The 13487-nt window shown below is 72.7% G+C and carries 11 protein-coding genes; 8 read left to right on the top strand and 3 right to left on the bottom strand.

The window, feature by feature from the left end; translation table 11 throughout:
* The first annotated feature begins 134 nt into the window (after positions 1-134).
* From ACMA1D_RS13515 to ACMA1D_RS13505, 3 genes are all read left to right on the top strand, one after another.
* Positions 135-1661: a glycosyl hydrolase family 18 protein gene (locus ACMA1D_RS13515; protein ID WP_414724181.1), complete on the top strand. Its 1527-nt coding sequence runs from the start codon at positions 135-137 to the stop codon at positions 1659-1661.
* Positions 1662-2145: 484 nt separating this feature from the next.
* Positions 2146-2661 (top strand): lytic polysaccharide monooxygenase auxiliary activity family 9 protein, encoded by a 516-nt coding sequence (locus tag ACMA1D_RS13510; RefSeq protein ID WP_414724180.1) that lies wholly within the window; start codon positions 2146-2148, stop codon positions 2659-2661.
* Between the two features lie 373 nt (positions 2662-3034).
* Positions 3035-3652: a TOPRIM nucleotidyl transferase/hydrolase domain-containing protein gene (locus ACMA1D_RS13505; RefSeq protein WP_414724179.1), complete on the top strand. Its 618-nt coding sequence runs from the start codon at positions 3035-3037 to the stop codon at positions 3650-3652.
* Positions 3653-3844: 192 nt separating this feature from the next.
* On the opposite strand, the gene ACMA1D_RS13500 is transcribed toward ACMA1D_RS13505, so the two are convergent.
* Complete coding sequence (locus tag ACMA1D_RS13500; protein ID WP_414724178.1) at positions 3845-5050, bottom strand: lactonase family protein; 1206 nt, start codon at positions 5048-5050, stop codon at positions 3845-3847.
* 432 nt (positions 5051-5482) lie between these two features.
* Here ACMA1D_RS13500 and ACMA1D_RS13495 point away from each other — a divergent pair, with 432 nt between their 5' ends.
* On the top strand, positions 5483-6799 hold the full coding sequence (locus tag ACMA1D_RS13495) for a trypsin-like serine peptidase (protein WP_414724177.1): 1317 nt from the start codon (positions 5483-5485) through the stop codon (positions 6797-6799).
* 85 nt (positions 6800-6884) lie between these two features.
* On the opposite strand, the gene ACMA1D_RS13490 is transcribed toward ACMA1D_RS13495, so the two are convergent.
* Both ACMA1D_RS13490 and ACMA1D_RS13485 read right to left on the bottom strand, forming a co-directional pair.
* The gene (locus ACMA1D_RS13490) at positions 6885-7697 is read right to left on the bottom strand and encodes an SAM-dependent methyltransferase (protein WP_414724176.1); all 813 of its coding nucleotides are present in this window, start codon (positions 7695-7697) and stop codon (positions 6885-6887) included.
* A gap of 501 nt (positions 7698-8198) precedes the next feature.
* Positions 8199-8801 carry a restriction endonuclease gene (locus ACMA1D_RS13485; protein WP_414724175.1) on the bottom strand — a complete coding sequence of 201 codons (603 nt, stop codon included), beginning with the start codon at positions 8799-8801 and terminating at the stop codon, positions 8199-8201.
* Positions 8802-9695: 894 nt separating this feature from the next.
* Between ACMA1D_RS13485 and ACMA1D_RS13480 the strand changes: the two genes are divergently transcribed.
* From ACMA1D_RS13480 to ACMA1D_RS13465, 4 genes are read left to right on the top strand one after another with little or no spacing between them, the layout of a single operon-like run.
* Entirely contained in the window at positions 9696-10472 is a 777-nt protein-coding gene (locus ACMA1D_RS13480) for a cupin domain-containing protein (RefSeq protein ID WP_414724174.1), read from the top strand.
* Positions 10469-11485, top strand: a complete 1017-nt coding sequence (locus ACMA1D_RS13475) for a hypothetical protein (protein WP_414724173.1) — start codon at positions 10469-10471, stop codon at positions 11483-11485. Before ACMA1D_RS13480 ends, ACMA1D_RS13475 begins: the two co-directional genes overlap by 4 nt.
* Complete coding sequence (locus ACMA1D_RS13470) at positions 11482-12561, top strand: hypothetical protein (protein ID WP_414724172.1); 1080 nt, start codon at positions 11482-11484, stop codon at positions 12559-12561. Before ACMA1D_RS13475 ends, ACMA1D_RS13470 begins: the two co-directional genes overlap by 4 nt.
* On the top strand, positions 12558-13463 hold the full coding sequence (locus ACMA1D_RS13465; protein ID WP_414724171.1) for a hypothetical protein: 906 nt from the start codon (positions 12558-12560) through the stop codon (positions 13461-13463). The genes ACMA1D_RS13470 and ACMA1D_RS13465 overlap by 4 nt, the downstream gene beginning before the upstream one ends.
* The last annotated feature ends 24 nt before the right edge of the window (positions 13464-13487 follow it).

The following is a 13487-nucleotide window of genomic DNA, read 5'->3' as shown; positions in this document are numbered from 1 at the left end:
ACAACGGCAATTGGTCTAGTCCTATCTTGGTTCAGACCATTGACATGCCTATGACTGCGGGGATATTCCATAACCCCCAACCGCTGCGCACCCGGCAATTCCGGCGGTCCCCTTCTCACTCAGCTTGGATGAACATGAGACGCACGCGCTCGCTCCGCGCGGCCATGGCCGCAACCGTCACCGCTGTGGTCGCAGCGGGCCTGACCATGGTCGGCAGTGGCACCGCCCAGGCGGAAACCCCTCTCCCCTCCCGCGTGTTCGCGCCCTACTTCGAAGCCTGGACCGGCGAAAGCCCGGCGGCCATGGCCGAGCAAGCCGGCGTGAAGCACCTGACGATGGCGTTCCTCCAGACGGAGGCCAAGGGTTCGTGTACGGCGTACTGGAACGGCAGCACGAGCATGCCGATCTCGCCCGCCACCTTCGGTGCCGACATCAAGACGATCCAGGGCCGGGGCGGCGACGTCATCCCGTCCTTCGGCGGCTACACGGCCGGTACCACCGGCACTGAGATCGCCGAGAGCTGCACCGACGTCGACAAGATCGCCGCGGTGTACCAGAAGGTGATCACCACCTACGACATCACGCGCCTCGACATGGACATCGAGGTCAACGCGCTGGAGAACACCGCCAGCGTCGACCGCCGCAACAAGGCCATCAAGAAGGTCCAGGACTGGGCGGCGCAGAACAACCGCAAGTTCGAGGTGTCCTACACCCTGCCGACCACCACCCGCGGGCTGTCCGAGGGCGGTCTCGGGCTGCTGCGCAACGCGGCCAGCAACGGGACGCGCGTCGACGTGGCGAACATCATGACGTTCGACTACTACGACAACGCCCAGCACGACATGGCCAAGGACACCGAGACCGCGGCCCAGGGTCTGCACGACCAGCTCAACCAGATCTTCCCGGGCAAGACGGACGCGCAGCTCTGGGGCATGATCGGCGTCACCGAGATGCCGGGCGTGGACGACTTCGGGCCGGCCGAGACCTTCACCCTGGCCAACGCCAAGTCGGTGTACAACTGGGCGGTCGCCAAGAACATCAACACGCTGTCGATGTGGGCCCTCCAGCGTGACAACGGTAGCTGCCCCGGCGGCGGCGCCCGCGACAACTGCTCCGGCATCGAGCAGAACACCTGGGACTTCAGCCGCATCTTCGCCCCGTTCACCAGCGGCAACACCACCCCGCCGAAGAACGACTTTTCGGTGTCCACCACGCCCGGCTCTGGTTCGGTCAACGCCGGTAGCACCGCCACCACCACCGTGAAGACCGCCGTGACCGCCGGCGAGGCGCAGACGGTCGACCTCAGCGTCAGCGGCGCGCCCAAGGGCATCGCCACCTCGCTCAGCCCGCGTTCCGTGACGGCCGGCGGCTCCGCCACGCTCACCTTCACCGCAGCCCCTGAGGTGAAGTCGGGCACGTACACGATCAACGTCACCGGCAAGGCCGGCGACACCAGCCACTCCGCCGCGTACACCCTGACCGTCGTCGGCAACGACGGCGGCCAGTGCTCGGCCACCCCGTGGTCCTCCACCACGGTCTACACCGGCGGCCAGCAGGTCTCGCACAAGGGCCACACCTGGAAGGCCAAGTGGTGGACGACGGGCGAGGAGCCCGGCACCACCGGCGAGTGGGGCGTCTGGCAGGACCTCGGCGCCTGCTGATCCCGCACCTCCAGCACCCTGATGCCCGGCAGGCGGTCGCCTGCCGGGCATCACCCTTTTCCCGCCCCGCCCGTGCACCTCCGCGCGCCCCGGCGACCGCCGCGTACGCACTCGACGATCGCGTACGCCCGCGCGCGCCCGATGACCGCCGTCCCGCCCGCCAATGCCCCTTCACGGTCGGCCGGCCTCGGGACCGGGCCCGGGGGGGAAGAGCCGCCCCGCCCTGGAGGGCGTCACAGACCGGCATCTGACGAATCGTCAGTCACCGTCGGCAACGTGGCGTGCACGGGAAGAGTTCGTTACGAACAAACTCTTGACCGTGTCCCGACAATCAGTATGGTCTAGACCAAGAGGCGGTGTGGGCTGCCCCCACGGGACGCCGACGCCCCGCGCCCCACGCCAGGTCGCCGTCCGCACCACCCGCACCCCACACCGCCTGCGGCCAATACCTGCCCCCGGGCAGGCCCCCACCCAAGGAGCCGACATGAACGGTAAAAAGAAGCTCGCCGTCACCCTCGGCGCGGCCGTAGCACCGCTGCTGGCCGTCTGCCTTCCCGCCAACTCGGCCAGCGCCCACGGCTACATCTCCTCGCCCCCGAGCCGCCAGGCCCAGTGCGCGGCCGGCACGGTCGCCTGCGGCCCCATCAAGTACGAGCCGCAGAGCGTGGAAGGTCGCAAGGGCCTTCGGAGTTGCAGCGGTGGCAACGGCCGGTTCTCCGAGCTCGACAACGACGCCAAGGGCTGGAAGGTCACCCCCGTCAGCCGCTCCACCAGCTTCAGTTGGCGGCTGACGGCCCGCCACGCCACGAGCACCTGGCAGTACTACGTGGGTGGCACCAAGGTCGCCGAGTTCAACGACCACGGTGCCCAGCCCGGTTCGGTCGTGAACCACCAGGTCAACTTCGGCCAGTTCTCCGGCAAGCAGAAGGTGCTCGCGGTGTGGAACATCGCCGACACCGCCAACGCGTTCTACGCCTGCGTGGACGTCGACATCCGCTGACCCGGAGCCATCCCGCACGACACCGCGCCCGGAGCAGCACGTTCAGGTCGCGGCCCGAGCACGAACGGCGGGGCGTCGGCCCCATCCCTCCCGCATCCTGTCGCGCGCACCCGCGCGCGAGGCGGCGGGCACGGGGTGGGACCGGCGCCCCGCTGGCGTGTCGACGTGAGCGACGTCGTCGTACGCCCCACGGCACGAGCCGAGCCCCGGCACGGCGGCCCGCTCTTCCCGGCCCCGCCGTCATGCCAGGGGGCACGGGGCGCGGGCGGCGGATGCGGGTGGCGGGTGGCGGGTGGCGTCCGGCGACGCGTAGGAGCGCGGGGGCGGCGGAAAATCCCTGTCCTTGGGGCCGGTGAAGGCCGAGACTCCTCCCATGGTGGAGATGGAGAGGTTCCGGGGTGCGGTCACCGCTTGGGCGGCCGGCGGCCCCGGTGACCTGGCGCGCGAGCTGGCCGGGCGACTTGCGGTACGGACCGTCGTTCTGCTCGAAGGGCCGAGCGACGCCGCCGCGGTCAGCGCCGCGGCCGACGGCCGTGGCCGAAACCTGGCGGCCGAGGGGGTCTGCGTGCTGTCGATGGGCGGCGCGATGAGCATCGGGCGCTTCACGCAACTCCTGGGACCCCCCGGTCTCGGCCTTCGGCTGACCGGGCTGTGCGACGTCGCGGAGCGCGGCTTCTACGACCGCGGCCTGGAGCGGGCCGGCGCGACGGGGCGGGGCTTCTTCGTCTGCGACGCGGACCTGGAGGACGAGCTGATCCGCGCACTGGGCGTGGACCGGGTGACGGAACTGATCGGGGCGGAGGGCGATCTGCGGTCCCTGCACACCTTCCTCCGCCAGCCGGCGCAGCAGGGCCGCAGCCCGCGTGCGCAGTTGCGGCGCTTCCTGGGCACGAAGAAGGGACGCAAGATCCATTACGGGCGGGCCCTCGTGCAGGCCCTCCCTCCCGACCGGCTCCCCGCCCCCTTGGACGACTTGCTCGCCAGCCTGTGACCCTCGGTCCCGTCCGAGGCCCCACCCGCGGCACCACCCGCCGATGACCCGTACGGCGGCCAACGGCACGTACGACGGCTAGCAGTCAGGTCACCACGCGACTGCTGCGGAAAGGCGAGGCTCCGCCCCGGCCCACGCGGTGCGGGGGTGGTGGGCCGGGGCGGGGCGGGGTGCGACGAGGCTGCCGTGGACTCAGATCGGGAGGACGCACCCGAGGGAGACCGTGTTGAACGGGGCGCCGGACGCGGCGAGTGCGCCCGTCGCGGTGTCCACCGTGAACGTGCCGACCGTGTTGCCGTACTGGTTGCCCGAGAACAGCAGGTTCCCCTTGGGCGACAGGCTGATGTGCCGCGGCCAGGAGCCGCCGCACTTGACGGTGTCCAGCAGCCGCAGGGTGGCCCCGCCGTCGGCGACGGCGAACCGCGCGATGCTCTCGTGCCCGCGGTTGGACAGGTAGACGAACCGCCCGTCGGGCGAGACGACCACCTCGGAGGGGTAGTTGCGCGTGCCCGGGTTGGTGCCGTCGGGCAGTGTCGGCTGGCTGGCGCCGCGGGTCAGCACGCCGGTGGCCGGGTTGTACGGGCACACCGTGATGGTGCTGTCCAACTCGTTGGCCACGTACGCGTACGGGGCCGTCGGGTGGAACACCATGTGCCGCGGCCCGGCGCCGGGCACCGACTTGACCTCGGACACCGGGCGCAGCACGCCGTTGTCGAGCCGGTAGGTGTACACCTTGTCGGTGCCCAGGTCGACGGCGAAGACGAAGGCGCCCTTGGGGTCCGTGATGATCTGGTGGGCGTGCGGGCCCTCCTGCCGGCTGGGGTCGGGCCCGGAACCGACGTGTTGCACCACTGAGGTGCGGGCGCCCACGCTGCCGTCGCTGTTGACGACGTTCGCGGCGACGCTGCCGGCGCCGTAGTTGGCGCTGAGCACGTAGCGCCCGCTCGGGTGCACCGAGAGGTGGGTGACGTTGGCGCCGCCGGTGGACTGGGCCTGGCCGAGCGCGGTCAGCCTCCCTCCGGCACCGATGGCGAAGGCCCGTACGGCGCCCTCGCGCCGGGCGTTGTCCAGCGCGTAGAGCACCTTCCCTGAGGGCGCGAGCGCCAGGAAGGAGGGGTCGGTCACCGCGGCGAACGTGCTCTTCTTCGTCAGCGCGCCGGTCGCGGTGTCATAGGTGCAGGTGATGATTCCGCTGCCGTACGTACCGAGGAAGGCGGGCCGCAGTTCGGCGCCGCGGCGGCCGGGGAACGGCGCCGGCGCGGCCTGCGCGGCGGCGGCTCCGCTGCCCAGCACGGCGGCGCCCAGCACGCCGGCGCCGAGCGATCCGACGAAGGAACGGCGTCCGACGCCGGAACCTGAGTCGCTGCGGAGGGGGCGCTCCGAGCGGTGTGGGGACATGGTGGGGACCTTTCGACACCTGGGGTGGGTGTGACATGTATTCGTCAAAGAGACTGCTGCTTCGCACAGCTGAGGTACAGACCAATTACCGCCAAGGGGGGCGGCCGACGTCCGACACGCCCGATACCCACCCGCTCGGGGGGCCTGTCCGGCCGCGGGTGGCCGCACTACGTCCGTTCGGGTCAGATCCGCACCGGTCGTACGGGCCGGAGCAGCGCGCGATCCGGCAACGGGGACGGGCCGGCGGCAGCCCGCGCAAGGCGCTGATCCAGGGGGCTATGAGGTCTAACTGACGGGATGTTATGGCCAGTTGGGGGTTCTCCGGGCCGGACGGTCGTGCCAGGCTCCGCAGCGGCGGCGTACGGCCCCTGCCAGCACGCGACGGCCTGAGCCCGCCCGACACCCGCTTTCCCCCACGAAGGAGTGTGTGTGATGCCGTCCATCAGACGAGCCGTCAGACGAGGGGGCCGCATCAGCGGCCTCGCGGTCGCCGTCGCCGGGCTGCTGGCCGCCGGCTTCGGGCCCGGCTCCGCGCCGGCAGCCGCAGCGCGCGCCGACGCGGCGCCGGCAGCCACCGTCCCGGCCATGGCCCCCGCTCCCCCAACCGCAACCGCTCCCGCGACGACAGCACCGGACGCGCCGGCAGCCGCGCCGGCCGGGACCGCCACGGCCACCGAACTGGCCCTGCGCTACGGCTCCACCGGCCGCTCCTGGCGTACGGAGATACGCTCGCCCGGCTCCTCGTACGTCAAGGTGCACTTCGCCGCGCTGAGGCTCGTCGACGGGGACCGGGTGACCGTCGCCTCGCCCGACCGGCGCGAGGTGCACACCTACTACGCGGACCGCAGCCGCGGCTCGGACTACACCGTGCACGGCGGCCCCGGGTTCGCCGCGCTCTCCATCGACGGCGACACGGCGGTGGTCACCCTCCACGCGCGCGGGGCCAGGGACGCCGACCGGCTCGCGCGGGGCGGCTACGGCGTGGAGATCGACCGGTACTTCCGCGGGTACACCGCCACCGAGCGCGCCGCCCAGCAGCCGGGGTCGCGCAGCGTGTGCGGTGGCGACGCCCGCCGGGACGTGGCCTGCTACCAGACCAGCCACCCGGTGGAGTACGCGCGCGGCAACGCCGTCGCCCGCCAACTCCTGCGCGGCGTCGGCCACTGCACGGCGTGGCGGGTGGGCAACACCAACCGCATGCTCACCAACCAGCACTGCCTGGAGAACGCCGCCGACCTGCGCGCCAGCGAGTTCCAGTTCGACTACCAGTGCGCGACCTGCGGGGGCAACAACCCACGCCCCGGGACCAAGGTGAGCGGCCAACAACTGATCAGGCTGAGCGGGTTGAACGAACTCGACTACGCCCTGTTCAGCGTCAACAGCTTCGAGAGCATCCAGCAGTTCGGCACGCTCTACCTCGACCCGCGCACGCCCAGGGCCGGCGAGCGCATCTACATCCCGGGACACGGCGACACCAAGCCCAAGCGGCTGTCCCTGTACGAGGAGTCCGCGTCCGGCGCCACCTGCAAGATCGACGTCGTGTCGTCCGGTGTCAACACCGGCTACCGGTGTGACACCTCCGGCGGCAACTCCGGCTCCCCCGTCCTGGCCGGCTCCTCGCACAAGGTCATCGCCCTGCACCACCTGGGCGGCTGCCCGAACTGGGGCACCCGGATCTCGCTGGTGTACGACCAGATCAAGGGCGACATCGACAACACGGAGACCACCGCACGGGGCACGGCCAGCTGAGCTGCTGCGACGGGCCGGCTCCGGCGGGCCGGCCCGCCACACCCCGGCGGCCCACCAAGCCATGCAGTGCACCCACCGCACCCGGTCAGGGCTTGCGCGCCACCCCGCCGTACATGGCCACCCCGTAATCGGGCACGTCGCGCTGTGCGTCGCCGGGGCGCCAGTGGTGCACCAGCACCACGCCGGGGTCGAGCAGGTCGAGGCCGGCGAAGAACGCGCACGTGCGCTCGTAGGACCGCAGCCGCAGTGTCATGCCGCGCCGGGCGTACTCCTGGGCGACGGCCGTCATCTGTCGCGGTGCCGAATCCCCGGTCGCGGTGGTGAGGGCGAGGAAACTACCGCTGGGCAGCGCGTCCACCAGCCGCCGCACGGTGCCGTACGGGTCGTCGGCGTCCTTCAGGAACGGGACGACGGCGATCACGCTCAGCGCCGTCGGCCTGGCGAGGTCGAGGGTGGCGCGCACCTCGGGCGAGGCGATGATGCCGGCGGGGTCACGGAGGTCGGCCCGCAGGAATCTGGTGTGGCCTTGCGCGCTGCCGAGCAACAGGGGCCTGGCGTGGGTCAGCACGGTCGGGTCGTTGTCCACGTAGACGACCCGGCTCTCCGGCGCGATGCCCTGGGCCACCTCGTGCAGACTGGGGCGGGTGGGGATGCCGGTGCCGATGTCCAGGTACTGGCGGATGCCCTCGGCGCGGGCCAGGTGGGTGACGGCCCGGTGCATGAAGGCGCGGTTCTGCCGCATCGACAACGGCAGCGAGGGCCACACCTCGCGCATCGCGCGACCGGCCGCCCGGTCGGCCGCATGGTGGGTGGTGCCGCCGAGTATGTAGTCGTAGACCCGCGCCGGATGGGCGATCGAGGTGTCGGGTGGGGACGGGTTCTCACAGTCCTGCGTCATGTCTGCCTCTCTGACCCCGGGCCCCGGCACCGCCCCGACCGCGCCCAGCCCTGATCCCGGCACCACTGTCCTTCGGTGCGCCGCCACCTCCCCGGGTGTGGCGGGCGGCGCGCCAGGCGGGTGCGGCACCGGAAGGAGGCTTCTGCGTTTCTCTCGCGCCGGCACCGTACCGCGCAGTACACCGGTCACGAGACCCGCCGCGCAACCCAGCATCCTCCCAACTCCCTTTATCGACCCGCTAGTTGATCTGCAATGGCCAGGGTGATCACCGCATGCAGGTCCACGGGTGCGCGTCGTGGAGTGGGGGCGCGGCCGGCCGCTTCGCGCCGGGGCAGGCGCCCACATGCTCACACGGCTTCGCTGACGGCAGCGTGGGAGTCGGCCGGCTGTCATCGATGGGTGAGCACCCATCGACCTCCCACCCCAAGCCCCAAGGAGGCACCCTCGCACCCCGCCGCCACCATCGCTCTCGCGTCGCGCCCGACGCGCCGCGCGGCCGGATCATGGCGGAGTCGTGGGGCGGCGTGGTGGGGGGATCGGGGTCACCAGCTCCCACAGGGGCCGGGAACCCGTGGCCCAGGTGCCCAGCAGGCGGCGGTCGACCAGATGGATCTGTTGTGCCCGGCCCCAGGGTATGGCGGGGGCGGAGAACCGGCCGTTGGTCAGCACGACCGCCACATCCGCCCCGTGCACCTGCCGTGCGGTGCCGTTGACCTGCTGCAACACTCCCACCCCGACGGCCGAGCCGCGCTCGCCGTCCCTGCGGTGCTTGCACTGGATCGCCCAGACGCGGCCGGCCGGGTCGACGGCCTTGACGTCACAGGCGTCGTCCCCCGCGCCACCTATCCGCTCGGCCCGGCAGCCGTCCCTGCGCATGAGGTCGCGCACCGCGACCTCGAACTCGCTGTGGTGCAGCGCATCGAGCTCCGCCAGGCTCAGCCGCAACCCGCCGGCCCGCGCCCGTTCCCGAGCAGCGCGCTGCCTGAGCCACCCGTAACCGACCCACCCGGCAACGGCCGCGACGCCGACCAGCGCGACCAGCGCCCACCAGTGCGCCAGCAGCCACTGGACGAGGGTGATCAGCACGACGAACCCGACGCCCACGGCGATCAGTTGGGACTTCAGCCGCCGCGAGGCCGCGCTGTTGCGACGCCAGGCCGCGGATGAGCGGCCCCGTGCGGGGCGCCTGCCCCGGCGGGAGGTCGCGCGGGACGGCGAGCGGCGCGCTGTCCCGCGCGCAGGACGGCGGCTCATCGGGCCCCACCCCACAGCCCCGCACGAAACAGCTCCGTAGGACGGTCATGCGTCTGCGGAGGCCGGACCGGCGGTCGGGGCCAACGCCCCGCCCCTCCACGCACCCACGCCCCGCCGACACACCCCGTCCCGTCCGTCCGGCGGTCGCACAGGGGTGCCGTCCCACCCGCGCCCCACCGTAATCGGAGGTTGCTCCGCCGCGCGGTCCCCGGTCTGCGCGCCCCGGCGCACCGGTCCCGCGCCGTCCCCAAGTCGGCCCTCGCCATTCCCGTACTCCTCCCCCTCCCGTCGGCGCGCCGCCGGCCCCGCCTCCGCGGCCGGTCCGCCGCGCGCACGCCTGCCGCACGGCGATCCATGGACGCCGATCGGCCGCGCTCCACCATCAGACCACGCGCCACTGACAATGCGCTGAACTCCCGTCACGTTGCGCTGTCCCCGACTGCGGATCGCGGGCCGCCGTGCGTCACCCACCGCCGCCCCGGGCGCCGGCGTCGCGGCCCAGCCACCCAGCCGCCAACCACCCGGCCGCCAGTCGCCCGCCCGCCCGGCCGCGGCGGCGGGCGGTCCTCGCGACGGAGCATGGAGTGGCGCATTCCGCCAGGTCAGGGCGGCTGCGGGTATTCCGGTGAGCGGCATTCACCTGAGGTTTGGTGCCTGTCCGGGACGAATCCGTCCGCAGGCTCCCGCTGCCGCCGATCAGCGCCTTACGATGCACGAGGGTGGACACGGGACACGGGGGGTTGGATGTCCAACATGCCGCGCGGTGATGCGTCGTCGGCTGATGCGGTGCACGCGCTCGGGGCCGGGGGGCCTCGGCAACTGAGGCGGTTGGCGGGGCGGCTGCCGGCCGGCGTCGAGCTGTACGGCCTGCAACCCGGTGGCAGCATCCTCTTCGCCGACCGGGACGGGGCGCGTGAACTCGGGCCCGAGCGGGAGTTCCTGCGCTTCATCGACGACGGCCAGTTCGCGCACTACCTGGTCGGAGACGCGGCGACCTCACCCGAGCGGCCGTCCAACGCGACGGTCAAACTCGGTGTCGTCGGGCCCCGCAGCGCCTTCACCCCCCACGCGCACGGGGGCGAACACTTCGTCCTCAGCCTCGGCCACGCCAGTTGCGGCCTCTACGACCCGGACCGCGCCGAGGTCACCGAGGTGCCGCTGGTGCCCGGCATGATGATCCGCATCCCGGAGATGATGCCCCACTCGTTCGGCAACCGCAGCGGGGAGCCGCTGACGATCCTGGCCGCCAACACCGGCTACGGCATCGACCACGAGGACTACGCGATCACCGCGGCCGAGGCCGAGCGGCGTTCGACTGCGGCGCCCGCGCACGGCGGTACGGCCCTGAGCACCGTCCCCCGCACCAGCACCGGCACCGGCACCGACTTCGCCGCGCTCGCCGCGGCCCTGCGCGACATCGAGGGCGTCCAGCGGCTGCGCGGCACGGGCCGTACGACGGTACGTGAGCGGCTGGCCAGCCGGATGCGCGCGCTCGCGAACGTGCTGGAGGGACCGCGATGATCTGTCCGCGCTGCGAGACCTCGCTGCTGCGCAAGGAGCGGCCCCACAACACCTGTAGCGCCTGCCACCAGCGCTATGCGCTCGACCCCAAGACCAATCTGCTCAGACTGCACGACCTGCGCGTCCGCCGGGTCATCGACAAGCTCACGGACGAGGGGCGGCTGCCGTGCGCACCCGGCCAACTGTGGTACGCGCTCTCCCGTCGTTCGCTGCGGGACCAGGGCATCGAGTGGGGTTGCTTCGGCGTGCCCCTGTTCGCCGGCACCGTCGTCATCTGCATCGGCCTCACCGCGGCCACCTTCATGCTCGTCCTCGGTTCCGTCATGCTCGTGGTGGCCGTGAGCTACCTGGTGGCCGCGGCGCTCGGGTTCGGTCGGGGCAAACCGGACCTGCCGCGCGCGGACTTCCGGAAGTTGGTGCTCGACCCCTGGCAGGACGTGTACGGCGAGTTGCCGCGCGGGGTGGTCGACGACCGGAGCCATCCGACGCCGGGGCCGTTCCCGGCCGGTGAACCGCGCACCACGCTGCTGTGTCCCGACCCGTCCATCGTCGCCTTCCTCGCCGCCGACGGCCTGCCCCTGCGGTACGGCATCCACCTCGCGCGCGAGGTCGGCGACGTACTGCCGAGCGGGCCGGTGATCGTGCTGCACGACGCGAGCGCGCACGGACTGCTCGCCCCGTCGCGTGCCCGGGCGACCCTGCCGGGGCGACACGTGATCGACGCGGGGCTGCCGCTGCGTACGGTGCGGGCCCTGCCGAACGCGGTGCCGCTGCGCGAGTCCAAGCCCGGCCGGGCGACGATGGACGAGCTCACCGCCAGCGGCCAGTACAGCCCCGACGAGCTCAAGTGGCTGCGCAAGGGGTGGACGTTCCCGCTGGTAGCGGTGGCACCCGCGCGGCTGCTCGGCGTCGTGGAGCGGGTCGCCGAGCAGGCGAGCCGGGCCGCGGATCCCCGGCGGCGGCAGGCCGCGGCCATCGGCTTCCTGACCTGGCCCACGGAGGCGGAGCAATGATCTGTCCCCACTGCAAGGTCAACATCAGGTCCAGAGAACGGACGGGCAGGAAGTGCGCCCGCTGCCACGAAACGTTCGCCCTCGACCCCAGGCTGCACGGCAAGGGCATGCACGACCTCCGCATCCTGCGGCGGGCCAAGGAGGTCACGCAGGACGGGCGGCTCCAGGTGACGCTGCACCAGTTCTGGTACCTGGCCCGCGCGGCCAACCCGTACCGAGGCTGGATCGAGGCCCGACACACCCGTACCGTCACCGGCTGGCTGGTCGCCCTCCCCCTGACCGCGGGGCTGCTCACGATCGCCGTCCTGGTTCCCTTCCCACCCGCCGTCAGCTACTGGCCCCACCTCCTGGTGTCCGCCATGTTGCTGCGCTGGGCGGCGCACCGACAGGATGACGACCATCCCAGGATTCCGCCGACCGCCAGCATCACACCCGACGAGTACACCTTCCGCAGGCTGCTCACCGAGCATTGGGCCCAGCGGTACGAGGGGCTGCCGCCGGGGATCATCGACGAGCAGAAGCACGCCGGCCGGGCTCCCGTACCGACCGAACCGGTGGCCGCGCTGCTCAGTCCCGGGCACGCGGTTTCGGTCTTCCTCACTGCCAACGGGATCGTGCAGCGGCTCGCGGTGCACCTGGCCACCACCCTGGACGACCTGCCTGCGGACGTGCCGGTGATCGTGCTGCACGACGCGAGCGCGACGGACCTCATGCGCGTGGCGGTCGTGCGGGAGGCGCTGCCCGACCGGGTGGTCGTCGACGCCGGCCTTTCGGCCCGGGTCGCCCACGGCCGGCAACTCGTCCGTCTGGTGAAGCCCGCCGAGGTCAGCGCTCGGCAGTTGCGCTCCGAGCTGGGGATGGACGGGCAGTTGGCGGCCTGGCTGGCTGACGGCTGGTACTCGCCGCTGGCGGCGGTGCCACCGGCGCGGCTGGAGGCCGTCGTCGAGCACGCGGTGCGGCGGGCGGTGGCGCTGGGCCGCCGGGACGAGGCGCGCCGTCAGAAGCTCGCCGACACCGGCTTCATGAGCTGGCCGGCACCGTCCGGTCGTACGACACGGAAAGGCGATTCAGCATGACCGCACTGGGCTCTGCGGCCCGCCCCGGTGGTGGGCGGCGTGCCGGCCGGGCGCCGCTGGCCGGCGGACTCGCGGTGCAGCTCGTCGACCGGGCGATCACGGTGGCCGCCCGGCGCGCCGGCGAGCCCGGCGGCATCCGCTTCACCGAGCGGCAGCTCTACTACGCGACCTGTCGGGTGCTGCGGCCGGTGCCGCCCGGGCTGCGTCGCATCCCCCGCTCCCCAGGCCCCGCGCTGCGGCTGCCGCTGTTCACCCGGGTGCTGGCCGCGCGCACCGCGCCGGTGCCCGGGCTGTTGGACGCCGCCGCGTTGGAGGCCGCCGGCCCCGCGGCCGGCCCGGCCCGGGAGCCCGACCTGTACGACTACGGGCTGCCGCGGCTGCTGGTCTGCCAGGACCTCTCCATCGCCCGCATGTTGGTGGCCAACCACGTGCACCTGGAAGCGGCCTGCCCCGTCTTGTCCGCCGCGGAGTGCCGGCCGCTGGACCCGCGCCTGCTGACCGGGTTGGCGCGGGCCGGTGGTGCGACCGTCCACGTGCTGCACGACGCGAGTCCGGCCGGGCTCGCCCTCCCCGGTGAGTTGCGGGCCGCCGTGGCCGAGGTCCCGGGGGTACGGGTGGTGTCGCTGGGGTTGGCGCCGCGGCACGCCACCGCGCTGCACCTGGCGTCGGGGCGTGCCCGCGGCCCGCTGCCGCGGCCGGCGCCGCTGCCCGGGGGCCTGCGTCCACAGGAGGTGGCGTGGCTGGCCAGGGGCCGGTTCGCGCAGGTCGCCGCCGTACCGCCGGACCGGTTGCTGCGGGCGGTGCTGCGGCTGACGCGCGGGCCCCGACCGCCGCGGCCCTCGGTCCTGACCGAGCTGCGTGGCCTGCGCGCGGCCGGCTTCATGACCTGGCCGACGACGTGAGGGCGTCGGTGTACCGCACCAGCC

It is taken from the genome of Streptomyces sp. 796.1 (assembly GCF_047525675.1).
In the GTDB taxonomy this organism is placed as follows: Bacteria; Actinomycetota; Actinomycetes; order Streptomycetales; family Streptomycetaceae; genus Streptomyces.
The sequence above is the reverse complement of the archived record's forward strand: the minus strand, read 5'-3'. Positions and strand labels throughout refer to the sequence as shown.